Source organism: Burkholderia sp. Ax-1720, assembly GCF_011753035.1.
In the GTDB taxonomy this organism is placed as follows: domain Bacteria; phylum Pseudomonadota; class Gammaproteobacteria; order Burkholderiales; family Burkholderiaceae; genus Burkholderia; species Burkholderia gladioli.
In genome coordinates this window covers 14,791-39,023 of record NZ_VWWK01000008.1, presented here as the reverse complement: position 1 = coordinate 39,023, position 24,233 = coordinate 14,791, and the positions used below count along the sequence as shown (strand labels likewise).

The following is a 24,233-nucleotide window of genomic DNA, read 5'->3' as shown; positions in this document are numbered from 1 at the left end:
TGGGCGATGAGGCCCGGCTTATGCCGTGATGTCGCGTTGAGCGAGCTGGCGCCTGAGGGTGATGGCGCGTGCTTGAGAGCAACGCAGATGCAGCCGGATGCCGGAAACGGTCGGTCGGACCAAGCCGGCAGCAACGTCGCGAGTGAGTTGCGCCAGCAGCTCGTCGCTTGGGGCGGCAGGTAGCGAAACCGATGACAGTGCTGTGCCGTTGTGATGATGAATCGCACCATCGCAACTAACGGTCTTACCGTCGTGACTCGCTGTGGCTGGCGTGACGGTCGGCAACGTTGAGTCAGCAGAAGGCGTGATGGCGGATCCCGTCACCTCAGTCACGATGGCGACCGGCGCGATTCCCGAGGGAGCCTCGCCGCCCATCATCGCGACCAGTGGCGCGATCCGCGCCGGGGCGGACTGCGGGACTGCCGGCAGGCGAAAGGCGATGGCCCACCACAAGCATGCGACGCCTTCAAGCACGGCCGCAAACATCAACCCCGACAGCAGGTCCGTGCGAGCGGTCGTGACGCCGAGTAACGCGGCAAGTCTTGTCGTGACTGGATCGGCGAGTAACGAGTCACGTTGTGCCGTAACGTGATCTGTTGCGCGCTGCTGACGCCGGATGTCATTCGCCTCGGCATTCAGTGCATCGAGTCGTGCCGCGAGCGTCGCGCGACGGGCTTCCAATGTCGCGCAGATACCGACGCAAGCACGTGCCTTGGCCGTGGCAAGCTGGGCCGTCACGGTCGCGCGGTCCGCCATAACAGCCGTGAGACTGCGCATGGACGATGGCGGTGTTGCTACCTGTACCACCGCGGCCCGTTGTTCGCCGGCATGCCGCTGCGCAGTCACAAAAAACTGCACATGGCCGAAACATGCGGCCGCCAAGCACGTCACCCATAGCAGGCTACCGACGTGACGGAGAAGAATAGGCACCTCCCGCAAGAGCGCCGGTAACAAGTGCGCGCTGATGACAAGCACCACACCCATCGCGACCCAGACAAACCGTTCCGGGAGCGATCCACCGCGTTGCCAGCCGGCGAGTATCGACAGGCAAAGCGCGGTGGACGTGGCACCCGCCGCAAGGACAAAAGCCCAGTGCCGCAAGCTCATGCTCCCTTGCCGCCGAGTAGCACGGCTTGGCGTTCCAGCTTGTCGCGCAGCGTCGACGGCTTCGCGCTGGCCATCTCGTCATTGGCTCCATCGCCCGTATCCGGAGAGCGAGAGGTGGGATCGGGATAGAACTCCTCGACAACCGCGGCCTGTTCCTCCGGACTATCCTCGAATGCGCCATTGGCGAATCCGAGTCGCGCTGCGGCATCGAGTGCAGCCTGGTCGAATCCAGATGCCTGGCGGCGCGCGTCCAGATCTTTGGCCTCGACCAAGGCGTGTTCGAGCGTGCCACCCGCGCGCACGCACAGGTCGACATAGTAGATAGCCGACCGATAGCTCTGCGTGGTCGATTTGCCGCGTAGTTTCAGTTCCAGCGGCAGACAAGCCAGTCGGTTCCCGGAGACGGCGCAAAAGTAGTGCAGGCGTGCGGCGAGTGTGCGAATACTGTTGTAGGACGTGGTGCGAAAGATGAACGAGCCCATTTCATCGTCATCACCGACGATGACGTTCAGGCGGCCGTAAGGCTTGCAGCCGCCCTGGCGACCGAATATGCAGCCGTCCGGCGACGGACAGGGCAGGGCGTCGATGCCCGCATCCGTCACCCGCCGGCATGCCTCGCCATTGCCGACGCACACGGGGCGCCCCGTATCACGATCGAAGAGCGAGTATTCGGCGCGCAGGTTGAGGTCGGGATCGTTGAACAGAAGCCGCACCGGAATCGCACGCAGCTTGCCTGATGCTGCCTTGCGCAGTGCTTCATTGAGTGGATGCAACATCCACTCACCGCGCTGCTGTACCTGAGTCGTAAGGGTGAATTGATCGTCTTTTTCCGGCAGACGCTTGCCGTTCTTCTCGACAATTCTGCCGATCGATATGCGCCCGATCACGGGCGGAGTGATAGCTAGACCTTTGAGCATGATGGTTATCCAGAAAGGAGGAGTTGTGAGTAGGGGACGCGTCGAATTGGTTACTGCGCGAAGTGCGCCTCGAGCTTGTCGTGGATCTCGCGGGCCACGCCTTGCCAGGCTTCGACGTTGACCAGCATGTGGGCGCCGAACTGTTCTCGCAAGGTGTCGGGAGAAATCGTGGCCACGCGATGCGCGTGCTTGCTGAGGGCGTCCATCACGAAGGCCTGCACGAGCGCGCCATAGCGTGAATAGGTCATGATGTCGTTCAAGCATTCGATGTTAGTCATGGATAACAAATCAGGTCGACGTGAGAAAGCGCCGGGAGCCCGGCTTGGAGATGGCGTATTGCGCAACGAGGGACGGGTGATCGGCCGTCAACCGCTCCAGATTGATCGACGACGAATCCTTGCTACGCTTGAACGACACCGAACCGGTCTCGAACAGGGCGCGGGTGGCATCACCCATCGCAGCCTGGATCGTTTGCTTGAGCCGGGCCTCGATCGCTTGACGCGATTCGATCTCAGCTCGGACAGCGAGCAGGTCTGCAAATGCAGCGGACAATGTTCGGTCGTCGACGAAATCGATCGTGCCGCCGTTACCTGGATACAGGTGGCGGAGCGCGCGATCGGCGGATTCGGAGCCATCCGAAGGTGGCGGCGTATCGGTTTCCACAAAGCGCCAGAAGCGCGCTTCGAGCTCGATGAGCTTCCCGATCAGCGCATCGTCTCGCTGGATCCGGTGTACTTCGAGCGCCTGCCCGCAAAGCAAGACCGCGACATGCGCCGCCGTCTTGCCCGTGACGGCCAACTGGTGCTGCACCTGAAGCTGCACATATTCCGGTACACCGTCCCGCCAGAGTCGTGAGCCGAACTCGCCAGCGGTCTTGCATTCCAGAATCTGCACGTCGGGCGCGCCAACCACCTCGCGATCGATGTTCGCCAGCATGAAGGGGACCGTGGCGTGCCGAAGCACGGCATTGACCTTTCGAACTTTGTTGCCCGTCTGTTGGGTGTAGACCGCCGCCACGATGGGCTCCAGCAACGTTCCCCAATACGTCGGCGATGTCATATCGGCCGGATCCGGCCGTGGTAAGCCCTCGGCACGACCGGTTTTGACGAGCCACAACTCCAGGGCGCTCAGGTAGGGATTGAGGCCCACGGCAGCCGCAGCGTCCGAGCCGCCGATGCCGGTCCGCCTGACGGTGAGCCAGTCGTCGCGGCTCAGTTCTCGTGTCTTGACGAGCTTCAGCGCAGGTTTTCGTGCGCCAGGTGGTTCAGGAAGAGGAGTGCGCATGGCGTCTCCAGAAAAGAAAAGGCCCGGCAGACGAATCTGGCCGGGCCAAGGGTGAGGCAATACGGGGAGTGAAACGGTGATCACGCGACGAGCTTCATGGCCTCGTCCCAGGCGCGTTGCTTGAGCGTCGCGCCCGCGCCGAACCAGGCGGCGTCGAGGCGATGATCGCCAGTGCGTGCGCGACGGTGGTGATCCACATACTCGGTCACGGCATTCAGCAGTCCCCACGCGGTGCCTGAGGCAGATGACAGGTCAGCCCCTTTCCCGCGCCCAGCATAGAGCTGGCCGACTGTCTTGATGGCATGCTCGTTAACCGAAACCGTTTCTCGATCCGGAACGTTGACGGTTGAGTAGGTCAGCACACGCCGTAGGAATGCTTCTGCCGTGGTATCGGTGATCTTGCGCTCGGTGAGCGCCTTGGCCCGCGCCATGAACGCATCCCATGACGACACAGCGATGCCAAGCTGACGCTTGACGGCTTGCGCATCGAACTGTGAGCGATGCTGAACCTTGACGACGCCCGTGCTGTCGCCCAAGGCAATCTGCAGTGTGTTGTTACAGACGACGCGCACCGAGGTGAATTGCGCGGTGGTCGCGAGCGTGCCGTCGCACGCGGTGGCGAGCAAGAGGTAGCCCGTGATTTTGTCCTTGCCTTTGAGCAAACCCGATTGTCCGGTCTTGGCGAGAGCCCAGAGCTTGCGGCCTTCCTTCAAGACGCCGGCCGTCTCGAGTTCGAAACCACCGATCTCGGTCAGGTCGCGATAGAACTCGAGAATCTGTCGAGGCTGGACGACCTGATAGCGGGCGGACACCACCGACAGCGGCAGTTTGTTGTCGGAGCGATAGAGCACCTTCTGGTCGGGAAAGGCGTGAATCGTGCCGATGCCGCTGCTGCCCGCGACGAACCGAACCTCGGACGATTCGATGGTCCAGTCCATGCCGGCGCGATCGGCCCAGACTTCTATCGACTGGTTCGGCGCCAGACGATTGCCAAGGCCGTGCCACGGTTCTTGGCCGACATACGCCATGGTTTGTACGAGATGCATAGAGGCTCCGTTTTGAGAATAGACGAGGGCATACAGTCCGGCTAACGCCGGACACATAGGAAGATGTGAAGGGAACAGCAGGCGGATATGACTCAGGTTTGCTTTGCGCTGAATCCGTGTCCGCAGTTCATGCAGATGTAGTTGTCGAGGACGTTGTCATCGATAGCACCTCCGACTGCGGAGCCTGCAGCGCATCCAGCGGCGCTGCCGACAAGGCCGGCAATCACGGCACCGGCGAGCCCGCCGAATACGGTGCCGATTGGCCCTACAATGGAACCGACGACTGCACCGGTTTCTGCGCCAGCAAGTGCCGCTGCCATTCCGCCGGTTGCGCCCGCCACGCTGCCGATAGCGCTACCGGCCTTGCGAGCGCGATTGCGCGTATCGATCCGTGCCGACTTGCATCGTGGGCAGTGCAGCAGCGGTCCGGGAGGCGATACATTGATAGGCTTGTCGTCTTCCACCGACGCGCTTGCATGACTCGTCAACGACTCGATTGCTTCGAGAACGCCATGACGAACTTCGGGGACGCTCAGGCCGCTGATCGATTCACCCTCCTGTGAAGAAGGCGGGTCGAGCAGCGTTATATCAGCGCTGTGAGCGTTTCCGATGAGAAAGTCGGGAGGGGGCGCAAAGGCTTCCCATTCATCAGGCGAGTCGGGATCCGTGTGGTGGCGAGACGTTGGAGTGTGGGGCGCGAGGGATGCATGTTCTGCTGATGCGTTGCGCGATGAATTAAGCTTCGTTGAGGGTCTCGTAGACGCGCCGAGCCAGTAAAGGCCAAGTGCGAATACCGCGACGAGGGCGAGTGTCAAGGTAATCGCCACGACGGTATAAATAGAAGGAAGCACAAAATCTCCTGAGCTAAGTACGTCTATGCTGAATTGCACTGACGGAGTGGTCGATGCCGACCGTGCTCATATGGGTCATATAGGTTCAAAGATATTTGGAACCTGTCTCGGGGGATTTCGTATCTTTTACGTCACGGCTGACGTCTAGTAGGCACAAGCCGTGACGCCAATTTTTTAATCGGAAACGCCCTTGCTGTCGAGAGTTTACGTCCCAGGTAGTGCCCTGGATTATGGAGATGGCTACCTATTGCTAAAATCATTGGTGGCGCAAAAAACATTGGAGATCATGAGCGACGCGAACATTGCGTCGTTGGCGTACAGTGCATCGATAAGCCGGTCGACACACCAGATGCAATATGCGAGAACTAACATTTCAAGAGTTGAATTATTTTTCACTCCACCGCTTATCATGAAATGTTTCAGGTTGTAGATATTTGCCGGGACGAGCGGTCCGCCTCTAATGGATTCAGCTAGAGACAGGTGATCGTAAAGCGTTGCTTCGAGGGCTTCGTAGGAGGGGTGGGAGATCCCGAGGTGCTGACAAGTCAGTTCCTCGAAGTGCGACAGTATGTCGCAGAAGTGCCACCATAAAGGTTCAGCTAGGTTTCGACCGAGTAAAGGGTCCGCGCCAGAAAACCAGCTCTTCCATGGTTCGATTTCCGGGTCTGAGCCATCGCAGCCGAAATACTCGACAAGTGGGAAGTTGGTAATGTAATTTTTCATTATTTGCCTCAATGGTTGAATTTTGTTGATTTCAAATTGTGGGGGTGGATAAGTGTTTGGTGCGGATTATGGTTTTGTGGCGGGGCTTGGGGAGATTTGAGGTTGATTGCTTTGGGTTGGTGGGCGGATTTTTCGCGTCTTCTGTTTTTGATTGTTTGTTTTGCTGGTCATGATATTGGTGAGGGCTATTAATTTTTAATGGGCATGATTGGTGGTTGGATTTAATGTGTTGGTAATTTGGTTTTATATGGCGAGTGGGGGTCGGTGGTTGGTGGTTTGGACGGGCGCGGTAGTTGCGGCGGATTAATTGATCCGCTAAGCACCATTAGCAGACTTGCATTTAATGGCCTAGAATGCCGTAGGGTCGAATTACATCTCATTGAATATAGGGTTAACCCGTATTTTGACGAACCGGGGTCGACTGGCGCCCACGGCGCCTGGCGGCCCGCCAGCCGATCAAGCAGGGCAGCCTGGCGCCGGCGCCGTGCGTCGCCCCACGCCCAGCACCGCCCCCGCGAAGGGCAACGAGGACCATCATCTACACCGGCATCCAATTGCGCGCGGCCGACACCGTGCGCGCGCCCCCCCCACATCCTTCCTGCACGCCGTGCTCGACGTCGGCCAGCTGAGCCGCCTGCAGCTCGCGCTCGCCAACGTGCCGCACAAACGCGACCCGGGTTGTCGCGGCGAGTGGATCGCCCTCCACGGCGCCGACTGGTAGGGCGGATGCCGAACGCTGCGGCCAGGCGTGTCAGGCACCAGGGATACAGGACCAACACCACCACATTGCCGAGCACCGGCACAGAGCGAGATGAGAGACCTGATCAAAGCCCGAGCCGCACAACTCAAACGCGTCCAGTCCAAGCACGAAGAAGTCCAAACGGGTTTGCTCGAGCTGGTTGATGCGATGCGAACCGAATTCGGGCATCTATCGGTCAGTGGTCAGAGCGCGTTTGTCCGCGTGGAACCGCTGCCCGGGAGCGACGATCCACCTTTGAACCTCTGCCTGCGCTTCACTGACAACCGTCTGATGGTGGTCACGAGCGATGCCCGCGAAACCGATTTCAGCGCCTGGGTCGAGGGCACCTGGCCGTTGGAAAACTGCCCTCCACATTGGCTTGAGCGACTCACCGCCAAGGACGTGGTGACGTCGCTCATTCGCCGGATAGGCGGACACGGATTGGACGAAATCGAGGGCCGGCTCGATGGCGCGTTGGCCTCGGTCCGGGCGCTCCTGGCGGATGAGTCCGGTGTGATCGACGCCGAGATGGCGGACAGTCTCACGATTGTCGGCGACGAGAACCTGCGCCGTCTATGGCAAGACGCCGTGGACGCAACGCGGACCGATTCGGCTGACGCGCTCACGCGCTGCAGCCGGTTCCTCGAGGCGGTGTGCGCGAAGATCCTGCGGGAGCGCGGCGTGGCACTGCCGAAGGACAAATCGATCTCACCGCTTGTGAAGGCTTGCCTGGAGACACTGACCTGGCCGGCAGAGAAGGAGGCCGCAGAGGATGCGAGAAAACTGCTTGACGGGATTCAATCCATCACCCAGGGTATCGGCGCGCTGCGCACCCACTTCGGTACCGCTCACGGCGCGACGAGTCACCTGCCGCCGCTTGATCCGGGCTACGCCGTGTTCGTGAAGCAGGCGACCGTGGCTGCCGCGACGTTTTTGCTGGATCGCCACCAGGCCAGCCCCTTGGCAGTGGACGATTCGAGTCCGGCGCCGGCGGGCTAACCGATGCCGACCATCGAGCTCGGGCACCTCGTCGTCGGCCTGCGATATATCCGGCTCCCCACAGGAAACGACCTATGAAAAGTTCTTCTGCTGTCGCCGCCACACTCGCCCGTCGTGTCGACGGCATTGTGTTCGAGATCGTGCTCGAGAACGGGCTGCGGTGTGAGGTGATCGGCGTGCCGTTCGAGCACCGCGGCCGGACCTTCGCCGTTCACCCCTCGAATCGGCCGGTTTGAAAGTGGTCGCCGACTACGCCGTGTCCGAGGTGGAGACGGGGCGGCGCATTCCTCGGGTGGCCGCGTTCACGATCGATGACGCCCGGGACGCCGCGATCTTGGAAATCGATGCTGTGTCCGATGCGGACTGGCTCAAGCTATTCCCGCTACTAACCCGTCGCGCAGCAACCAAGACCTGACCATGGCCAACTGCCCGCAGCAGCTCGAGCTGCCGCCGCCCCGAACCTACTCGCGCACCGAATTCACGGCGCTGCGCGCGCGCGTGAAAGGGCTGCCGGTCGCGACCATCGCGCGGCTCTACTTCGATCCGGAGGAGCACGAGGTCCTGGACGTTGAGCGCCTGTTGCGCACCATGCGCGACGACCTGGTGTCGATCGCGCTACACGCCGCGTGCTGCGCGCCGGGTGGTGACGCGCGCCCTCGGGCGCCTGCTCGAGCAACTGCCGGATCTCGAGGAGTCGGCTCGCCGGCAGCTGGCGGCTACCTCGCCGCATGCGTTTCGGCACACGTTCGGGACGCAGTCGGCCGCGGCCGGCATGGCGATCGAGGTGTTGCAGCAGGTGCTGGGGCATGGGTCGCTCCAGACCACCACCATCTACGTGAATGCCGAGCAGCAGCGCATGCGCCAGGAGAGTGCGAAGTATCACGCTCGACTTGCTGCAGGCAGAACAAAACGGTAGGGGCAAAAGAGCAAAGGGACGGGGATGTTCTATTTCCTAACGGTTCTCCCCAGGTTGGCCTGCTGCGCCCGTCGGACGAGGAGTTGGCTCCGCACGGGTAGAGCTCGTTCAAGCCTGTCCTGTTGGAGCATAAGGGATTGTGGGCCAATGTCCGACTGAGCGAGAGGGCCGAGGCGGATTCGAATGCAATGGTCAAAGCGAGCCGAGAGATGGGGCGACTGAATCAGATGTAGCCCTCTGGGACCGGCGCGACGGTTCTCTTAGGAACCGCGAGTTCGCTGTGGTCCGCGTTTACATGCTGGTACCTAATCTCAGATCTCTGCGAAAAGCGCTTCGGTACGCTGCGCGTCGTAAGCAGCCGGTGCTTATTAAGGATGGACGCCGTTTAATCGGACATTTGACGTGCAACGGCCCGTGATTCCAAGCTAGATCCGTGTAAACAGTCGGCACGGCGCTGTCAAGTTAGCGGAGTATGTTCGCAAGGGGCGCGAGCGCGACCTACATGTTTCATGCGGCAGACGGGTGCCGGGTGACCTCGGAAAATTCGCGCCACGTCGAGGAGCGTACGGCGGGCGAGGTGGTTGCGATAAAACGAGGCACGCAACAGATGCCGCACCAAGGGGAAGTGCTGGTATATCAGCCCGAAGATCGCGAGGAAAGCCTGGGTGCGATTCGGGTCGCGAAATCCCCGCATGCGTCGCTCGCGTTCGCGGGTTGGCTGATGGCTGTTCTCGGCGCGGTTGTTCACGCGGGCAGTGGAGTTTGATTGGAAAGTATTGCCGTGAGAAGCAACATTCTCCTTCAATTTCCATCACTGCCTTCTCCCGCTTCTTCCGTACGCCGTGTACACCGGTTTTAACGATAGTTCGAGTTGAGGAGCGAGTATGTTCTTTCGCAGCAAACCCCGTCCGCCGTTTCAATCCCCGGTGCTGGTCGTCGACGCACTTGGATTCACTCATAAGATCCTTGAGAGCGACGAGGAGGCGCTCAGCGCCCTGGCAGACAACATGGATCGGAATTACCTGCGTTTTCGCATGACGATCCCATTCGGGCTTGTCGTGCACGCAATGAACAAGGTCTGGGGAACGCGTGACTTCTCCACGTTCCGTCTAAATGACATGTTTGTCGTCTATTCGAGCATACCGAAGGACGACTTCGCGCTGCGTTACTTGATCACCGCGTCGCTTGTCTTTCAAGCGTTACTTCTCGACGGCTTTATTCCTAGAGGCGGTCTCGGGTGGGGCTTAGTCCAGGCCAGACCGAACTCGTTAATCGGCACCGGCTTCATCGACGCCTATGCTGCGGCAGAAAGACGAAGTGAAGCGACTAGGGACGTATGTGCATTGCAGCTATCGGCGAATTTCATGGCGCACGCGCCCGCGAGCGAACATGTGATGCGACTCCTGTGTTTTTACCGTGGGGAATTCTTCGTGAATCCGATCGCTTTGACCGATCCGCAACTGGGACACTTTGACCGACTGCGGATGTTAGATTTGCTTGCAGCCGCGGGGATCAACGAACGTAAGCTTGCTGCAACGAGCGAGTTTCTCGACGGCTTCGAAGATTTTGATGCAGCCGACAAGCCGGAATCTCAATCTCGCAAGTGGCGGGAGGCTCAGATCGCGAAGGCGTCAAGCCGTTCGCTTTGATGCGATGTCGCGTGCCGCTAGATTCAGGACTGGAAACCCCACGTGAGGTCGCCTTCGGGATCCGACGCGGGCGGGTAGCGGTGCAGGCAAGCAGCTCGGTTGAGGTGAGCGTGCCTCACGGAGTTGCCTTGATTGATTAACGAGTACTGTATAAAATCACAGTGTCATGAAAACAGATCCGCCTTTCGCATTGCGCTCGCCCGCTCCTGTGCCATCTGTCGCACTTCGGTGGCTAGCTTGAGCCATTCGCTCGCAGTGGTGACCGCGCACGCCTGACGGTACAGCGTGGCGATCGCTCCCTCTAGCGCGACCGGGTTGATCAATTTTAGAAACCCCTGCTGATGGAGGGCTGCTCGAAAGGCCACTCTGTAAGGTGCGCCGTCGGGGGAGGGGGAGGAGGAGGCAGAGCCATACCGCACCATCGAAGTTACTTGCGAGGCGCCGATACGATTGCTGCTGGCAAGGTTGCGCGCACTTGCCGCGTAAATGTAGTGCTCCAGGGCTTCGTTTTCGATGCTGCTGTCGCTGTGGCACAGCAACGCGTAATGCGTCCTCTTGCCTTCGCTACCGCGGCTGGTGATCAGGAGGTGTTTCGGTAAGGGTGCAATGCGACCATCCCGTTCGATCGAGCTCAGCCACAGGAATGTTTTGGAAGGGGAGATGTCCGCTTGCTTGGGTGCGCTTTTCATGGGGGTGAAGAGCACGTCCACCCTACCGTCGGGGCGCATCTGACGAGCCAAGTCAACACTGGTACCCAAGGAGTTGCCAATGCCCCATGCAAACACGCCATTGCCCGCTATGCGCTCCATCTCTTTGCGTCGGATGATGGTATCGAGTGTTTGGCCAGCCTCGGTACCCATCTTGGTCCAGCAGAAGATATCGGGGACGGAATTTTCGACGCGGCGATGAGTGGTCGTGGACAACTCGATAAGATTAGTAGGCATTGATATGTGGTATGTGCGTATTTTTGATATTATATCAAAATATGCACAAGTCACAAGCCCAATGGACTGTAGCCAGGGTCAAGCTGAATGAGGCACTGGCTCAATACAACGACACGTCGGTAGCCCTATCTCGGGCGAGCGGCGCGGACTTCTATGCTGTGCGTCGGCTCCGAAAGCACGGTGCTGGCAGCAGAGGGAAAAACGCACTTTTGCTATGTGCATTTTTTGGAATACACGTCGATGAAAATGCACGTGCGCTGGAGTCGGAAATAGACGATTTGCACAAATTGCTTGACGAAGTCTGGGATGGGAGCAACTCGCACGCGGCGTTGCTTGCAAAGTTGATCGAAAGTACGCGGTCTTTCACCGTAGAAGAAAGACGAACCCAGGGCTAGAACCGGCTCGTCATCTCGTATGGGAGGCATCTTGGCGAATAATGCAACTGCATTCCGGCTGCGCCTCGCAAAGTCCACGGGGCTGACCGATTCGGCAATTAGCGCCGCGTGGCCCGAGTGGTGGAGTGACGCTGCCGACGCATCGCCGTCGGCTCAAGCAGAATTGCGGTTTTCCTTGGCTCGGAACCTCGGGCTGGACCCGCTCACTGTTCTCGACGATCAGGCGCCCCAGTTCATCTGGGACGATTCCGCAAAGTACAAGAGCTTCAAAGGGGACGATCAGCGCGACAAGCCGGCCATCACGGCCTTCGGCAGATCGCTTACTCGCATGCTCGTTAAGTCCGTCGAGCAAAGCGTCGCTCTGCAGGGCGTGTCGGCATCGCAGCTGCGCAGTTTTATTTTGAAAGGCAACGACTACGTCGGCCTGATTGAACTATTGGCGGCTCTTTGGGGAGTTGGGGTACCTGTTTTGCATCTGCGCGTTTACCCCTTGGCCGCCAAACGCATGAGTGCCATGGTGAGCAGCTACAAGGATCGGTATGCAATCCTGCTAGCCAAGGACTCCTTATATCCTGCTCCGATCGCCTTCTATCTCGCCCATGAGATCGGACACATCGCTTGCGGCCACGTCGAGGCAGGCTCGGCGCTTTTGGACATGGACGATGACGAAGGGCATGAAAATAACGATGCGGAAGAAATCGAAGCGGATCGTTACGCGCTTGAACTGCTTACCGGCGACCCAGACTTCGAGATCGTCAAGCAAGGCGAAGGCCGCAATCCGGGCGAGCTTGCCACCCAGGCTCTGACCGTCGGCCCGAAAAAGCGAATCGAGCCCGGCACGCTTGCGCAGTGCTACGGTTACTCCACAGGTGAATGGGCGGTCGCTCAGAAAGCGATGAAGCTCATCTACGCGAACGCCACGCCCGCCTGGCAAGTGGTCAACGGCATCGCATCCCAACAAATGGCTTGGCCTAACCTGAGCGACGAAAACGTACACTTCGTGAAAGCAGTCATGGGAGCGATTCGATGAGCAAGGCACTGATCGATACAGATGTCCTGCTCAAGACCGCATCGTACAAGTTGTTAAAGCAACTACTCGCGTTGGCGCCGTTCGAGAGCAAAGAATTCGGAATGATCGCGGCCGCTCAATTCGTCGTGACCGGCAAGTTAAAGAAGAAGTTGAAGGAGCCGCGGTTGGCAGAGGCAAAGGCTCACTTCCAGGAAGCTATGTCTGTCATCGCGGCGATCGAGCCGAGGTCTGAGGAACTTGCGCTGGCCGCCGAACTGGAAAGCGCGGCGGTGGCAATGGGCGTTGAACTGGATCTGGGCGAAAGCCAGATCTGTGCGTTGATGGTGTCGCGGGAAATGAACTTAATGATGACCGGCGACAAGCGCGCGATCAGGGCAATCGCAGCGCTCAAGGAGCACACGGCATGCGCCTACGCGCATGGAAAGGTGGCTTGCTTGGAGCAACTGGCGCTATGGATGATTGCGTGTGCGGGCCTCGACGCTGTACAACCTTCCGTCTGCGTTCTGCCCGCAGTCGACACTAGCCTCACGATGGCGCTGGGTTGCTACTCTGGTGGCGCTTCCCTCGGGTCCTGTCACGAGGGGCTGACAAGTTATATCAATAGTATCCAGACGGAAGCGCCAAGCGTGTTGATTGACTACCCGACCTAGTTCTTCAGGAACACGGCATACGGTTCGCACACCTCGGCTACCAAGTCGATCCGAATGCACGAGGTAGCTTCTTCCGGTGCCGGGGGAATATCCACGCCTTCACCTAGCGCCAGACAAGCCTTGTCGACCCGCCCCCTCAGGTACTTTAGGCCCGACATCCCTCGGCTGTTGCCAATTGCTACGGTGACCCTGTTCAAGGGCAATACCAACTCTTCGCGGCGAAGCTCTTTAATCGCTAGTGCATACCTAGAGCCGAGGACGTTGATGGCCTTGGGTACCTCGCGCCAATCGTTACCGTCGGTCGAATAGTACTTGGCCCGCACCGGGTCGGCGAAGTGGTTCGACACCATTTCATTCATGCAAAGAACGACTTTTTCGCCACGTGCCTCGCGGTCTGCGACGAACGGCTGAACCATAGTTGCAGGATGGCAAGTGTTCCCGCCATAGCCCCAAAGGGCGAAGCCAGCGTCTTTGATCTCCTTGGTTTTGCGCTCAATAATGTCCTCGAGAGTTTCTTGTGCGTGAACTCCAACCTTCATGAATAGGATGCCCCGATTGGGCTGGATGATGCCGGTCATTATTGCCCCCGCTCAGCGAACGTTTCATATTCGTATTCGTCGTCATGTGCCATGCCGTAGTCGACGCGTTTTCGCTCACGCACATACCTGATCTCGATGGGACGTCCGCTGCCGTAAAAATTCTCCAACCGGCTCGGATCGGTGATGGCATTCGAAAATTGCGGCGCAGCAGTGCCTGGCAGCGACTTAATCATCAAGTTACACGACCGCAGATCCGGGTTGTCATCTAAATGGTACAAATGAACCTTGGACGCCATGCGCTGGATGTAAAAGCCAGAATTGAGGGTGAACCTCTGAACTTCGGCCAGCACTTGCTGCGGCCATTCCAAATCGTGATCGTCAGCGATCACAATCATGCCTTCACCCTTGTTCCCAACAGCTTCCATGCCGCGTTGAGAAAAGACATTCACGCTGGCCCCGCCATTGCTGGCCCCCCAAGGAGGGTTCGTATAGAAGCAGTCGAAGTGGCCAATGTTCGGGAAGGCGTCCAGCACGTTGTACAGGGTGGAGTCCAGACTCTCAATCCGCTCGCGGTCGGCAAAGCGCTTGATGGCACCGCAGATGCGCTCGTCGAAATCGAAGACCTGAATCTTGGTCGGCCCGTAGTTCAGGATCTGGCGGCGCATCAGGTAGGCGACGCTTACGCTGATAGCATCCCCGTCGCCAATGAACGCCAGTCTCTTGCCGTCGGCCCATTTCGCGACCATCTCACTTTGAAGAACCATGTCGCCGGTCTTCATGTAGATTTGGTCCATTTCCCGCAGTGGCCTTGGTCGATTTTGGACTACATCTGAAATTGCATTAATTGCTGCCTTAAGATCGATCTCCCTTCGCTCCGCCATACGCCCCCCGATAATGTGGCCCGTTTGATTGATTTTGACTCACACTAACGGGCATGACAAAAAACCTTCAAATAAACTGACGCCGATAGATAAAGTATCACAAAAGCTTTGTAATGGTAAGAAAATGATTGACAGTCACATCAAGCGTGGAAGACGTGTCGAGAAAATAGCTTGGCCGACCCAGTATTAGCCCGTATTGGATAGCGACCGAGGCTTGCAGCTTGACATGCATGTCAAGGTCATAAAAGGAGGGTAGCACGCGACCTTCGGAGGTCGAGCGGATACGTCGCTCCAATTCTTCTGGGGAAGTATAGGTACAAACTATGACGTCGGGTTTCAGTACATGCAGATGCTCAATAGTGAAACCGGTTATCCTGAATCCGTAAATTTCCTTGGTAACGGGGTGACTGTCTATCACGACGTGACTGGTCCTCCGCGCGGCCTCCACCTCGACTATTAGCCGCTCGTCAGTAGCGGCGACATCATCGCGCGTCACCACAGCTGCTGAGTTTTGACGGATTTGCTGTGCATCAAGCAACGTTGACGTCCGGGAGGAGACAGTTTCTCTCAACATCGAGCTGTACGAGAAGACACGCACCCCTGTGTTTCGCCGTGAGACTGCATCGCAGATTGATGACTTACCCGTTGCGGGTGCACCAGTAAGGTAGATCACTCGTCCCACGGAATGCCCTCCTTAGCTCGGCCGAGCTATCTTAAAACTGCAATCAATCGTGCGCATCGACTCGCCGGCAACTACAGCGCGCGAAATCTCTTCTCTCTCGGCAAGGGCCAGTGCCAACCTCGAATGGTGCCGCGGCTTCGGTTGTATGCCGCCGGTTTCTGCCAAAATCCCTTGCACCGAGGAATGGTTCCGATCAAACAACTGAGCGATCTTCTGCATCGACTCGCCCTTGCGCCAGCGCTCCCACATTAACGCCTTCTGGCTATCTGTATAGTAGGTCCGCCGTCTCTGTTTCATAGCAGCACTCATTGCCGCCTCGCAGCTCCAAGTATGTTGCATCGACGGGTTGAATCCGCAATCGAATGTCTATATATGATAATGTCCTTTATCACATATAGATGGAGCGGCTATGACGCCTCGTTCTCCCGACGCGATCGAACGCGGGATCGCCCGCCTGCAGGAACGGATCGACGCGCTCAGGGCGTTCGATTTCCAGGCTCTCACGAAGGATGGAATCCTGCCAGAACTAGCTGCGTTGTCAGCGGCGATCGCGGATACGCTCGAACGGTGTTTCGGTCGGGACACGCCGGCGTACCGGCGCTACAAGCTGGCGACCGCGCTGAGACCGATGCAGTCCAGAAGCTTCGAGAACGAGTTCTATCTCAGACAAGAGGTCCGAGAACATTTCGATCGGTCCGTCGCCCTTCTGCAGGACGCGCAGCGGGCGCTTCGTGAGGATCTAGAGGATGCGGTGCATGCGCCGGCGAAACCGGTCGAGTCGGCTGTGTCTTTATCTCGGCGGGTGTTCGTGGTCCACGGCCACGATGGCGAGGCGCGCGAAACTGTCGCGCGCTTTCTCGCGAAGCTCGGTTTTGAGCCGATCATTCTGCACGAGCAGGCCAATCAGGGTCGTACAATCATCGAGAAATTCGAGGCACACGGTGATGTTGGCTTCGCGGTGGTGCTACTCACGCCTGACGATGAAGGGCGCGCCATGGGTGGGGAGCTTCAGTTGCGCGCCAGGCAGAACGTCGTGCTCGAACTCGGATATTTCATCGGCAAGCTCGGGCGCGACAAGGTGTGCGCGCTCAAGCGGGGGGAGCTCGAGCTGCCGAGCGACTACCTCGGCGTCGTGTGGGAAAGGATGGATGACGGCGGCGGCTGGAAACAGTCACTTGGTCGAGAGATGCAGGCTGCCGGTCATGAGATCGACTGGAACGTGGTGATGCGATCATGAGCTTGCCCGTCACGCTCAGAGAGATAGCCACGCCGGCACTGATCGACGCGGCCGGCGAGCGTGCCAGCGTGCGTTTCTTGGAATTCTTCGTCTCGGCGATCCGCAATCCTCACACGCGGCGCGCCTACGCGCGCGCGGCCGGGGATTTCCTGTCCTGGTGCGAAGGGATAGGTGTACCGTCGATCGCCACGCTGCAGCCGCTGCATGTCGCGACTTGGATTGAGTTACAGAGTCAGACACTTTCGGCACCGACCGTCAAGCAGCGCCTAGCCGCGATCCGCCATCTGTTCGACTGGCTGGTGACGGGCCAAATCATGCCACACAATCCGGCCGCGTCGGTGCGCGGGCCTAGCCATGTCGCGAAAACCGGCAAGACTCCTGTGCTCGAGGCGGCCGAGGCGCGGCAGCTACTCGACAGCATCGACGTGACCATGCCGGGAGGGCTGCGCGATCGCGCGTTGATCGCACTGATGATGTTTTCATTCGCGCGCGTGGGCGCGGCGCTGGCAATGCGTGTTGAGGACGTCTACGTGGCTCAGCGGAGGTTGTGGGTGCGCCTGCGCGAAAAGGGCGGTAAGGTGCATGCGATGCCCTGTCACCACACGCTCGAGACAGCCCTGCATGCGTACCTAGACAGCGCGGGCATCGCATCCGAGCCGAAAAGCCCACTGTTCCGCACGATCGCGCGTGGCACCGGGCGGCTCAGCGACAGACAGCTATCGCAGGCGAACGCCTACGCGATGGTACGCCGTCGCGCAGCGGCGGCCGGCATCGCGACGGCGATCGGCAACCACACGTTTCGCGCGACTGGCATCACTGCATACTTAGCGAACGGCGGCACGCTCGAGAATGCCGCGGCAATGGCGAACCACGCATCAACTCGGACCACGCAGCTTTATGATCGCCGGCGCGATGAGATCGCCGTAGATGACGTGGAGCGGATTTGCCTATAGCGCAGCGTATGCCCCTGTACCGTCGCGAAGTTTCGAGCTCGAACCAAGCTATTGAGATAAGACGGCCGATTTATATCTCAGGGCCGGCGTTCTGACGGATGAAACGGTCGCGTCGATCGTCAAGGACAACCTTGTCGGTGCGAGAGCTGAAGTTGGAAGCTGCTGAGCTTGAAGTAAAACGCTCACCGCTACCGAAGGCTCTGCAAAGGTAACTATCGGTAAATTGACGAGCGGAGGCATATGAAAAAAATCCCGACAAAATGAGGGTTTTGTCGGGAAAGAGCCATAATATCGAGGCACCGGACTGCCTGTCCGGCTAATGTAAATATATGACGGCCTCTTCCAAGGGTCAAGATAGTCGTCTCGATCACCGCTTGCACTTCTCTTAACCGTGAGTGAGGGAGGTGCTGAAGGGGCGCCTTTCGTCGACATCTCTGAGCCACTGGATTGCCCCGGAGCGTGCCGGGTGAATGGCGTATCCCGCCGCGGCAGGCGCTGGAGGGGGCCTTGGAACGGGCAGGTGCGGGTTCCGTCGACGCCGCGATCGCGTGTGCTCATCCCCGCCGACGATCATCCCGTCTCGCTGCAGAGTGGCTCGACACGCCAAATCGGCAATCAGACGAACTCGAGGTCCTGGTCCTCGACACCGTCCGCCCGCTGTCTCGTTGGATTCAGGTTTGACCGATGCCGGACGTGTGAGGAGAGCCGGCCGGCCGTCGATCAAGATCGAGCCGTGTGTCGACAGGCGGGAATGATGAGTGGATCACCCGTTCAATGAAGCGCGCGGAAACTTCACATCCATTCGGGGCTTCGGTTACCAAGGTCCTGTGTCGTTGGCATTGTGCGGCCAGCGTCTCGTCGTCCAGAACCTGCTTGAGCCCGCGAATCAACGAGTCGCTGTTGGTCAACTCGTCGATCACGACTCCGCAACCGCTTGCCGCCACCCGTTGCGCGTTGTCGAATTGATCGTGCGCGAAGGGGGTGAGTACCTGCGGCACGCCAGCCTCGTAAGCGAGTGCGGCAGTGCCGACGCCGGCGTGATGCACAAGCGCACGACAGCGCGGTAGCAAGGTCCGCAGCGGGACATAGCTGCGTATCAGCAATTTATCGTGGCGTGTGTCCCGCAGATCGGGGGCGAGCAGGATTCCACGCAGGCCGGTTGCGGCCAAGGTTTCATTTACCATGCGCAGATAGTGATCCAGGTCGACCCTGGTCGATCCCGCCGTGAACACCACCGGCGCCTCATCCGCCGTAATGAATGCGTCGAGCTCTGCATCGTCCGCGACATCCGCGATGTCGTTGAACAGGGGAAAGCCGCTAAGTAGCCGATTCTCGGGCCAATCAGGTTGATCGGCGGCGAACCAGCTCGGAAACAGGCAGAGCACCCCGTCTTTCGAGGGCAGCCAGCGACCGAGGATGCGCTTGACCTCGGGTAGGCCGAGCCCGGCGCGTACCGCGTTCAGTTCGGGACCGCAGACCCTATCTATCACGCCGCGCTCGATGAATGTGATCAATGCACGCTTGAGTACCAGCGGTAGCCAGCCTGGTACGGTCAGCCCCTTGAGGGTCGGCGGCGCATAGGCGGAGAGCATCGCCGAAGGATAGCTCTGGACAAGAACGAATGGCGTGCCGTATCGCTCCTGCATCAGCCGGGCAGAGAACGCCCACAGCGTGCCGATCAGAACGGTATCGTCGTCGACCAGCGCGGACAGCGCGTCGAAGTGCGGGCGCATCATCGGCGCCACGGCCTGCCACAAGGTCGGGAACGACGTATGCGGGTCCCATAGGGCCGGGTCCGCGAGTGCCATCGCGTAGGCCTCGGCGGTACCGACCGGCACGAAGGAGAAGCCTCGACGGGCTGCTGTCTCGGCATACTGGGGGTGGCTGCAAAACGTTACGCGATGCCCTCGCGAGGCGAGGGCCGCACCGATGCCGAGCATGGGATGCACGTCGCCAGCTGAACCGATCGCGGTAATGATCATGTGTGACACGGAACCTCCTTCGTAACAGTCGCATGGGTAGGATGAGCGGCGAAACCTCATGGAATTCGCATCGCCCGCGGAATCGTTTCATTCCGGCATCGGGCCGCCAGAGCCTGCTTGTGCCCTCGAGCCACATCGCATGGCCGAAACGAATCCGACGTTGTGCGGACCCGATCAAGCGGGGGGCGGCGTCGGATGGTCGTGTACTGGTCGCAATGCGGTGGCACAGGCCAGCGAGATCAGTCCGGTGGCGACCAGTATCGCGCCGAGGGGGCGGTTGCCGTCCGCCTGATAGCCGAGCGATACCAGGGTGGTCGTCACCAGTGCGGTTATCGAGATCAGGCAGTTGATCGCGCTCGAGCAGGCACCCGAGATCAAGGCGAACCGTGCGATTGCTCCCGCTGAGCCGGTCGGGATGATGATGCCGATGGCGAACGCCACCAGCCCGAACGACGAGACGTAGCGCACCGGGGTGGTCGCGAAGCCGCTTTCCACCGATAACCAGAACAGCGCGCCTGCCAGTGCCGCGAGCGCGGCGCTGACCTGCAGCGCGGCCTTGTCGCTGTACCGGCCCGCGATCCGCCTGGCAGCTGCGCTGCCCAACCCGAACAGGCATGCCAAGGGCAGGAAGCTCAGGCCGATCGCGACCGGCGTCAGGCCGAGATGTGCGAGGGTGAACGGGGCGATCGTCAGATAGGCCAGGTAGCCACCCACGGCCGCGGCTACCGGCCAGGCGTGGAGATGGAAGTGTCGATCGCCGAGCAGCGTGCGATAAGGCGCCAGGATCGCATGGGCGCGGATCGAGTGGACTGCGCGCCGCTCGCGCGGATGCGTCTCCCGGTAGAGCGCCGCGGTCCACGCCAGCAGTAGCGCGCCGAGCGCGAGCAGGACCACGAAGGTGTAGCGCCAGCCGAACGCGGCGGCGATGGCACCGCCCGCCAGGGGGGCGAGCGCCGGCGAAATGCCGACGAAGGACATCACGAAACCGAAGGTGTCGCGCACGCGTTTGTCGTCGCCGGCGTGGATGTCGATCACGATCGGCTGCCAGAGCACGGTGGCGGTGCACACGCCGATGGCCTGCAGGAAGCGCAGCATCAGGAAGCTCCCGATATCGCGCACTAACAGGCAGCCCAGCGTCGCCGCGACGAACATCGCGAGTCCGGCCAGTAGCACCGGCTTGCGCCCCATTGCATCCGACAGCGGGCCGTACAGCAGTTGCACCAGGCAGGGGCTGGCGGCATAGACGGTCAGCGACAACCCCACCTGGAACACGGAACCTGACAGATCGGTCTGAATTTCGCCGAGTGCGGGCAGGTAGATGTCGGTCCCGAGCATCGCCAGGATGGCGAGCAGCGCCAGATAGATCACGGGCACCGGGCGTATCGGATGCATCGCGGGGGAGAAGGCCTGGTCAGTCATGGTCAAGAGCACTCATGTAGGCTTGCGGAGGATGGACGATGCGGCATGTCGATCGGCGTGGTAGCCGGGCGGCAGAAGGATCGAGCGGCAACGGCGAATTGCCCGACGTCGCGCCTTGCGCCGACGGGCCGGCTCGATCAGCCGTCGCCGCGGATCAGTTTCCTCACGGCGTGTTGGAATACCGCTGCCGGATCGCGCTCGACCAGATCCGCGCCGGCTAGCGTGGCGAGCCGTTCGGTGCTGCCCCAGTGGGAAAGGCCGAGCAGTTCCAGCCGGGTCGCTAGCTGCGCGAGCCCGGCACTCGGCAGCCGCCGCAACCAACGGGTCAGGGTGGGCGCAACAGGCAGCCGCGCCAGCGGTGGACGGCGGGAGGGATCGATCTCGCGGATAATCGCCGCGATCCGAGCGAAATCGAGCGGCTGCCGGTAGCCGATATGCACGCTCGACTGACTGCTGTCGCCGTTTTCGTATTGCTCGACGAGACGCGTGGCGAGTCTCACGATCACACGCGCATAGTCGTCCACGTCGATGAACGAGAAACGCTGATGGCCGTTGCCGATCTGCAGCGGATGGCGCGTGACGCGCGCGAATGCCGGCAACACGTGGCGATCCCCCGCGCCGATCACGAAGCGCGGGCGCATCGCCAGGGTCGGGACGCCGGCCGCCCGCGCTCGCGCCGCGATGACGCGTTCGGCGCGCAGGCGGCTGTGTGCCAGTGGCGTGTCGGGGCGCGGCGCGGCGCGCTCGTCGATGCCGTCCTGCACGCCCTGGCCGTATACCGACATCGAACTCGCGTACAGCACGCCGCGCAGGCGCGGCCCGAGGCGGGCGAGCAAGGCCTCGGTGGCGGTCACATTGGTGGCCAGGTAGCCGCCGCCGTCGCGGTCGATCTGCTTGACGGCCAGATGCACCAGCACGTACGGCGCGTCGGGTTCGAGCGTGGTCGGCCACTGCTCGAGGCTGCCCGAGATGCGCTCCAGGCCGGCTTGCGCGGGCAGCGTGTCGGGCTGGCGCAGCAGGGCACGGATGCGCAGGCTGCCGTGCGGCTGGCGCGCCAGCTCACGCAGCACGGCCCGGCCGATAAAACCGCTGCCGCCGAGCAGCAGCAGGGTGAGGGGGGAGGAAGTCGTCATGGCGTGGAGGGCAGACCGTGAAGGCCGTCATGCGACGGCGGAAGTCGCCAGCCACAGGCCGCCTGCAGCATAGGCGGCAAAGCTGGCCAGGACGTAGTAGGCCGCATACTTCGCGCGCCAGCGCGGTTCCGGCCTCAGGAAACGCAGATAGGCCGAGAACGGCAGCGCGAGCGGCGCGAGCAGCAACACGCAGCCCGCAGCCGACCAGCGCGACACGATGGCCGCGAGCAGCAGCGCCGAGGCGCCGAGCGCCGAGAACATCGCGATGCCGACCGTGCCGCCGAGCCCGAAGTCGCGCACGTAGGTCCGCTCGCCCGGGAGTGGTACGCGCACGATCTTCTTGGCGGCCTCAAGGTGGGTGGTGGTGGCCAGCACGATGACCAGCGCCAGCAGCCCCCATGCGTCCGGGCCATGCCCCACGCGTGCCAGGTAGCGCGAGTAAAGGTACAGGTGCAGCAGGATCTGGGCTGGGCAGCTGATCAGCAGGGTCAGCACCAGCCGGTCGCCCGAGGGCCAGCCTAACCATTCATGGGTGAACAGCATGGCGAGCGCGTAGACGAGCTGCGCGATCAGGAAGCCCGCGCCGGGCTGCCCCGCGTTGAGCGCGACCAGCAGCACCGCCACCGCCAGGTAGGCGGCCAGCAGTTCGGGGATGGCCACCACGCCGCGCGGCAGCGGACGCGCCGGATCATTGGCGCGGTCGTAGTCGCGATCGCGGATGTCGTCGACGATGCGCATCAGCAGCAGGTCGAGGGCCAGCGTGAGTGCGGCGATCGCGGTGTCCGCACCGGGCCGCCAGGCCCCGCCGCGGGGATCGACGATCGCGTATAGGCCGCTTACGCCGAAGCTCCAGGCCAGCGCGAACAGCGTCGAGGTCACGGGCGGATAGCTGCCAGCGATGTATCGTCCCAGCCGGCGAATCGACGTGTCGCTCATGGCAGCACCTGCACCGGCAGTTGCCAGATGCCGCGCATGAACATGCCGCTGCGCCACGGCAGCTCGGCCTCGGGCAAGGCCAGCTCGAGCCTGGGGAAGCGCCGCAGCAGCGCGTCGAGCCCCTCTTGCAGCTCGACACGGGCATGCGGCGCGCCCAGGCACATGTGGCGGCCGATGCCGAAGCCCAGGTGGCGGTTCGGGGTACGGTCGATGCGAAAGGTATCGGCGTCGCCGAACGCTGCGGGATCACGATTGGCGGCATCGGTCAACGGAATCACCACCTGGCCGGCGCGGATCGTGCCGCAGGACAGGGCCACGTCCTCGAGCGCGACATGCGGCTGCCCGCCCGTCATGACGAACCAGGTCCAGCGCAGCAGCTCCTCGACTGCGTCGGGAATCCGCTCGGGCTCGCGTTGCAGTCGTGCGGCGAGTGCCGGATCGCGCAGCACCTCGCAGACGCAGAGAGCGAGATGGTTTGTGGTGGTTTCGCCGCCGGCCATCATCATGCCGAACGCGAGCACGGTGAGTTCCTCGAACGACAGCGGCTGGTCGGGATTCTCCTCGTCGTCGCGCGGCTGATGCGCATCGAGCAAGCGCATCAGCAGGCCGTCGTGCGGCTCGCCGCGCGCCAACCGCTGCTGCTTGTCGCGCAACAGCGAGCCGAAATAGTCGTACATGTTGCGATGTGCCTCGGCGGTGGCCTCGGGCGTGAAGCGGCCGGCCGACATCATGGTCTCGACCCAGGGCAGGAAGCGGGAGATATCCTGCTTCGGCAGGCCGAGCATCTCGCATATCACCAGGTAGGGGAACGGCTGGGTGTACGACGCGATCAGGTCGAAGCGCCCGGCGGGGGCATCGATCGCGTCGAGCAGCGACTCGGCGATCTGCGCGATGCGCGGCCGGTCGCGTTCTGCCTGGCTGACCGTGAAGGCCGCCTGCACGGCGCGCCGTCGCCGCGTGTGCAGCGGCGCGTCGCTGGTGACCAGCGCCAACGCGCTGGTCTCGCGCGCGAACAGCGTGCCGCCCTTCCAGGCCTGACGGCTGAAGCGGGCGTCGGACAGCACCGTCTTGACGTCGGCGTAGCGCGTCACCAACAGCGCCTCGGCGCCGTTCTTGAGCGTGACTGGAATCAGCGGCTCGCCGCGGTAGGCGGCCAGGTAGTCGGCGTCGAGGCTGACGCCGGGACGGTCGTGGAACGGGAACGGGCAGCGGGTCATGATG

The 24,233-nt window shown here is 61.2% G+C and carries 24 protein-coding genes and 3 pseudogenes; 9 read left to right on the top strand and 18 right to left on the bottom strand.

Annotation, left to right across the window (positions count from 1 at the left end; all coding sequences use genetic code 11):
* Positions 1-18: 18 nt before the first annotated feature.
* The 7 genes from F3J18_RS04510 to F3J18_RS04480 all read right to left on the bottom strand — a co-directional run bounded on the left by F3J18_RS04510 (position 19) and on the right by F3J18_RS04480 (position 5,928).
* Entirely contained in the window at positions 19-1,107 is a 1,089-nt protein-coding gene (locus F3J18_RS04510; protein ID WP_166911599.1) for a hypothetical protein, read from the bottom strand.
* The gene (locus F3J18_RS04505; RefSeq protein ID WP_166911597.1) at positions 1,104-2,024 is read right to left on the bottom strand and encodes a phage capsid protein; all 921 of its coding nucleotides are present in this window, start codon (positions 2,022-2,024) and stop codon (positions 1,104-1,106) included. The genes F3J18_RS04510 and F3J18_RS04505 overlap by 4 nt, the downstream gene beginning before the upstream one ends.
* Positions 2,025-2,074: 50 nt before the next feature.
* The gene (locus tag F3J18_RS04500; RefSeq protein ID WP_166911596.1) at positions 2,075-2,302 is read right to left on the bottom strand and encodes a hypothetical protein; all 228 of its coding nucleotides are present in this window, start codon (positions 2,300-2,302) and stop codon (positions 2,075-2,077) included.
* A 10-nt stretch (positions 2,303-2,312) separates the two neighbouring features.
* The gene (locus F3J18_RS04495; protein ID WP_166911594.1) at positions 2,313-3,308 is read right to left on the bottom strand and encodes a lambda-exonuclease family protein; all 996 of its coding nucleotides are present in this window, start codon (positions 3,306-3,308) and stop codon (positions 2,313-2,315) included.
* Positions 3,309-3,388: 80 nt separating this feature from the next.
* Complete coding sequence (locus F3J18_RS04490) at positions 3,389-4,354, bottom strand: DUF932 domain-containing protein (protein WP_166911592.1); 966 nt, start codon at positions 4,352-4,354, stop codon at positions 3,389-3,391.
* Between the two features lie 92 nt (positions 4,355-4,446).
* Complete coding sequence (locus tag F3J18_RS38075) at positions 4,447-5,205, bottom strand: hypothetical protein (RefSeq protein ID WP_240154486.1); 759 nt, start codon at positions 5,203-5,205, stop codon at positions 4,447-4,449.
* Positions 5,206-5,445: 240 nt separating this feature from the next.
* Positions 5,446-5,928 carry a hypothetical protein gene (locus F3J18_RS04480; protein ID WP_166911590.1) on the bottom strand — a complete coding sequence of 161 codons (483 nt, stop codon included), beginning with the start codon at positions 5,926-5,928 and terminating at the stop codon, positions 5,446-5,448.
* Between the two features lie 811 nt (positions 5,929-6,739).
* On the opposite strand from F3J18_RS04480, the gene F3J18_RS04475 reads away from it, so the two are divergent.
* From F3J18_RS04475 to F3J18_RS04465, 4 genes and pseudogenes are all read left to right on the top strand, one after another.
* Complete coding sequence (locus F3J18_RS04475; protein ID WP_166911588.1) at positions 6,740-7,666, top strand: abortive infection family protein; 927 nt, start codon at positions 6,740-6,742, stop codon at positions 7,664-7,666.
* Between the two features lie 74 nt (positions 7,667-7,740).
* Positions 7,741-7,902, top strand: a complete 162-nt coding sequence (locus tag F3J18_RS38070; protein ID WP_240154485.1) for a hypothetical protein — start codon at positions 7,741-7,743, stop codon at positions 7,900-7,902.
* Positions 7,899-8,081, top strand: a complete 183-nt coding sequence (locus F3J18_RS38065) for a hypothetical protein (protein ID WP_240154484.1) — start codon at positions 7,899-7,901, stop codon at positions 8,079-8,081. The genes F3J18_RS38070 and F3J18_RS38065 overlap by 4 nt, the downstream gene beginning before the upstream one ends.
* Before the next feature lie 201 nt (positions 8,082-8,282).
* A pseudogene (locus F3J18_RS04465) lies at positions 8,283-8,582 on the top strand (site-specific integrase); the annotation flags it as partial.
* Positions 8,583-9,089: 507 nt separating this feature from the next.
* On the opposite strand, the pseudogene F3J18_RS04460 reads toward F3J18_RS04465, so the two are convergent.
* Positions 9,090-9,342 (bottom strand): annotated as a pseudogene (locus F3J18_RS04460) (IS6 family transposase); the annotation flags it as partial.
* Between the two features lie 124 nt (positions 9,343-9,466).
* Here F3J18_RS04460 and F3J18_RS04455 point away from each other — a divergent pair.
* Positions 9,467-10,231 carry a hypothetical protein gene (locus F3J18_RS04455; protein ID WP_166911586.1) on the top strand — a complete coding sequence of 255 codons (765 nt, stop codon included), beginning with the start codon at positions 9,467-9,469 and terminating at the stop codon, positions 10,229-10,231.
* A 164-nt stretch (positions 10,232-10,395) separates the two neighbouring features.
* On the opposite strand, the gene F3J18_RS04450 is transcribed toward F3J18_RS04455, so the two are convergent.
* Positions 10,396-11,175 carry a hypothetical protein gene (locus F3J18_RS04450; protein WP_166911584.1) on the bottom strand — a complete coding sequence of 260 codons (780 nt, stop codon included), beginning with the start codon at positions 11,173-11,175 and terminating at the stop codon, positions 10,396-10,398.
* A 426-nt stretch (positions 11,176-11,601) separates the two neighbouring features.
* Here F3J18_RS04450 and F3J18_RS04445 point away from each other — a divergent pair, with 426 nt between their 5' ends.
* Both F3J18_RS04445 and F3J18_RS04440 read left to right on the top strand, forming a co-directional pair.
* Positions 11,602-12,600: an ImmA/IrrE family metallo-endopeptidase gene (locus tag F3J18_RS04445; RefSeq protein WP_166911582.1), complete on the top strand. Its 999-nt coding sequence runs from the start codon at positions 11,602-11,604 to the stop codon at positions 12,598-12,600.
* The gene (locus tag F3J18_RS04440) at positions 12,597-13,250 is read left to right on the top strand and encodes a hypothetical protein (protein WP_166911573.1); all 654 of its coding nucleotides are present in this window, start codon (positions 12,597-12,599) and stop codon (positions 13,248-13,250) included. The genes F3J18_RS04445 and F3J18_RS04440 overlap by 4 nt, the downstream gene beginning before the upstream one ends.
* Here the strand turns inward: F3J18_RS04440 and F3J18_RS04435 are convergent.
* The 4 genes and pseudogenes from F3J18_RS04435 to F3J18_RS04420 form a co-directional block, all read right to left on the bottom strand.
* A complete protein-coding gene (locus F3J18_RS04435) occupies positions 13,247-13,828 on the bottom strand; it encodes a hypothetical protein (RefSeq protein ID WP_166911571.1) in 582 nt (193 codons plus the stop codon). The genes F3J18_RS04440 and F3J18_RS04435 overlap by 4 nt on opposite strands.
* On the bottom strand, positions 13,828-14,670 hold the full coding sequence (locus F3J18_RS04430) for a bis-aminopropyl spermidine synthase family protein (protein WP_166911569.1): 843 nt from the start codon (positions 14,668-14,670) through the stop codon (positions 13,828-13,830). Before F3J18_RS04430 ends, F3J18_RS04435 begins: the two co-directional genes overlap by 1 nt.
* 97 nt (positions 14,671-14,767) lie before the next feature.
* Entirely contained in the window at positions 14,768-15,352 is a 585-nt protein-coding gene (locus tag F3J18_RS04425; RefSeq protein WP_166911567.1) for an ATP-binding protein, read from the bottom strand.
* Between the two features lie 45 nt (positions 15,353-15,397).
* Positions 15,398-15,649: pseudogene (locus F3J18_RS04420) on the bottom strand (IS30 family transposase); the annotation flags it as partial.
* 112 nt (positions 15,650-15,761) lie between these two features.
* Between F3J18_RS04420 and F3J18_RS04415 the strand changes: the two are divergent.
* Positions 15,762-16,589, top strand: a complete 828-nt coding sequence (locus tag F3J18_RS04415; protein WP_166911565.1) for a nucleotide-binding protein — start codon at positions 15,762-15,764, stop codon at positions 16,587-16,589.
* Positions 16,586-17,542 (top strand): tyrosine-type recombinase/integrase, encoded by a 957-nt coding sequence (locus F3J18_RS04410; protein WP_166911563.1) that lies wholly within the window; start codon positions 16,586-16,588, stop codon positions 17,540-17,542. The genes F3J18_RS04415 and F3J18_RS04410 overlap by 4 nt, the downstream gene beginning before the upstream one ends.
* A 671-nt stretch (positions 17,543-18,213) precedes the next feature.
* Here the strand turns inward: F3J18_RS04410 and F3J18_RS04405 are convergent.
* The 5 genes from F3J18_RS04405 to F3J18_RS04385 all read right to left on the bottom strand — a co-directional run bounded on the left by F3J18_RS04405 (position 18,214) and on the right by F3J18_RS04385 (position 24,229).
* Entirely contained in the window at positions 18,214-19,533 is a 1,320-nt protein-coding gene (locus F3J18_RS04405; RefSeq protein ID WP_166911561.1) for a nucleotide disphospho-sugar-binding domain-containing protein, read from the bottom strand.
* 165 nt (positions 19,534-19,698) lie between these two features.
* Entirely contained in the window at positions 19,699-20,943 is a 1,245-nt protein-coding gene (locus F3J18_RS04400; RefSeq protein WP_166911559.1) for a Bcr/CflA family efflux MFS transporter, read from the bottom strand.
* A gap of 137 nt (positions 20,944-21,080) precedes the next feature.
* Positions 21,081-22,076 carry an NAD(P)-dependent oxidoreductase gene (locus tag F3J18_RS04395; protein WP_166911557.1) on the bottom strand — a complete coding sequence of 332 codons (996 nt, stop codon included), beginning with the start codon at positions 22,074-22,076 and terminating at the stop codon, positions 21,081-21,083.
* Positions 22,077-22,103: 27 nt separating this feature from the next.
* Positions 22,104-23,012 carry a hypothetical protein gene (locus F3J18_RS04390; RefSeq protein WP_166911555.1) on the bottom strand — a complete coding sequence of 303 codons (909 nt, stop codon included), beginning with the start codon at positions 23,010-23,012 and terminating at the stop codon, positions 22,104-22,106.
* Positions 23,009-24,229, bottom strand: a complete 1,221-nt coding sequence (locus tag F3J18_RS04385) for a cytochrome P450 (RefSeq protein ID WP_166911554.1) — start codon at positions 24,227-24,229, stop codon at positions 23,009-23,011. The genes F3J18_RS04390 and F3J18_RS04385 overlap by 4 nt, the downstream gene beginning before the upstream one ends.
* Positions 24,230-24,233 lie beyond the last annotated feature (4 nt).

What these genes read in the sequence shown, in the direction of transcription:
- F3J18_RS04410 (WP_166911563.1), top strand. Translation starts at nt 16,586, where the DNA reads ATGAGCTTGCCCGTCACGCTCAGAGAGATAGCCACGCCGGCACTGATC.
- F3J18_RS04415 (WP_166911565.1), top strand. Translation starts at nt 15,762, where the DNA reads ATGACGCCTCGTTCTCCCGACGCGATCGAACGCGGGATCGCCCGCCTG.
- F3J18_RS04495 (WP_166911594.1), bottom strand. Translation starts at nt 3,308, where the DNA reads ATGCGCACTCCTCTTCCTGAACCACCTGGCGCACGAAAACCTGCGCTG.
- F3J18_RS38070 (WP_240154485.1), top strand. Translation starts at nt 7,741, where the DNA reads ATGAAAAGTTCTTCTGCTGTCGCCGCCACACTCGCCCGTCGTGTCGAC.
- F3J18_RS04385 (WP_166911554.1), bottom strand. Translation starts at nt 24,229, where the DNA reads ATGACCCGCTGCCCGTTCCCGTTCCACGACCGTCCCGGCGTCAGCCTC.
- F3J18_RS04430 (WP_166911569.1), bottom strand. Translation starts at nt 14,670, where the DNA reads ATGGCGGAGCGAAGGGAGATCGATCTTAAGGCAGCAATTAATGCAATT.
- F3J18_RS04390 (WP_166911555.1), bottom strand. Translation starts at nt 23,012, where the DNA reads ATGAGCGACACGTCGATTCGCCGGCTGGGACGATACATCGCTGGCAGC.
- F3J18_RS04510 (WP_166911599.1), bottom strand. Translation starts at nt 1,107, where the DNA reads ATGAGCTTGCGGCACTGGGCTTTTGTCCTTGCGGCGGGTGCCACGTCC.
- F3J18_RS04475 (WP_166911588.1), top strand. Translation starts at nt 6,740, where the DNA reads ATGAGAGACCTGATCAAAGCCCGAGCCGCACAACTCAAACGCGTCCAG.
- F3J18_RS04480 (WP_166911590.1), bottom strand. Translation starts at nt 5,928, where the DNA reads ATGAAAAATTACATTACCAACTTCCCACTTGTCGAGTATTTCGGCTGC.
- F3J18_RS04435 (WP_166911571.1), bottom strand. Translation starts at nt 13,828, where the DNA reads ATGACCGGCATCATCCAGCCCAATCGGGGCATCCTATTCATGAAGGTT.
- F3J18_RS04395 (WP_166911557.1), bottom strand. Translation starts at nt 22,076, where the DNA reads ATGACGACTTCCTCCCCCCTCACCCTGCTGCTGCTCGGCGGCAGCGGT.
- F3J18_RS04450 (WP_166911584.1), bottom strand. Translation starts at nt 11,175, where the DNA reads ATGCCTACTAATCTTATCGAGTTGTCCACGACCACTCATCGCCGCGTC.
- F3J18_RS04400 (WP_166911559.1), bottom strand. Translation starts at nt 20,943, where the DNA reads ATGACTGACCAGGCCTTCTCCCCCGCGATGCATCCGATACGCCCGGTG.
- F3J18_RS04440 (WP_166911573.1), top strand. Translation starts at nt 12,597, where the DNA reads ATGAGCAAGGCACTGATCGATACAGATGTCCTGCTCAAGACCGCATCG.
- F3J18_RS04505 (WP_166911597.1), bottom strand. Translation starts at nt 2,024, where the DNA reads ATGCTCAAAGGTCTAGCTATCACTCCGCCCGTGATCGGGCGCATATCG.
- F3J18_RS04455 (WP_166911586.1), top strand. Translation starts at nt 9,467, where the DNA reads ATGTTCTTTCGCAGCAAACCCCGTCCGCCGTTTCAATCCCCGGTGCTG.
- F3J18_RS04500 (WP_166911596.1), bottom strand. Translation starts at nt 2,302, where the DNA reads ATGACTAACATCGAATGCTTGAACGACATCATGACCTATTCACGCTAT.
- F3J18_RS04490 (WP_166911592.1), bottom strand. Translation starts at nt 4,354, where the DNA reads ATGCATCTCGTACAAACCATGGCGTATGTCGGCCAAGAACCGTGGCAC.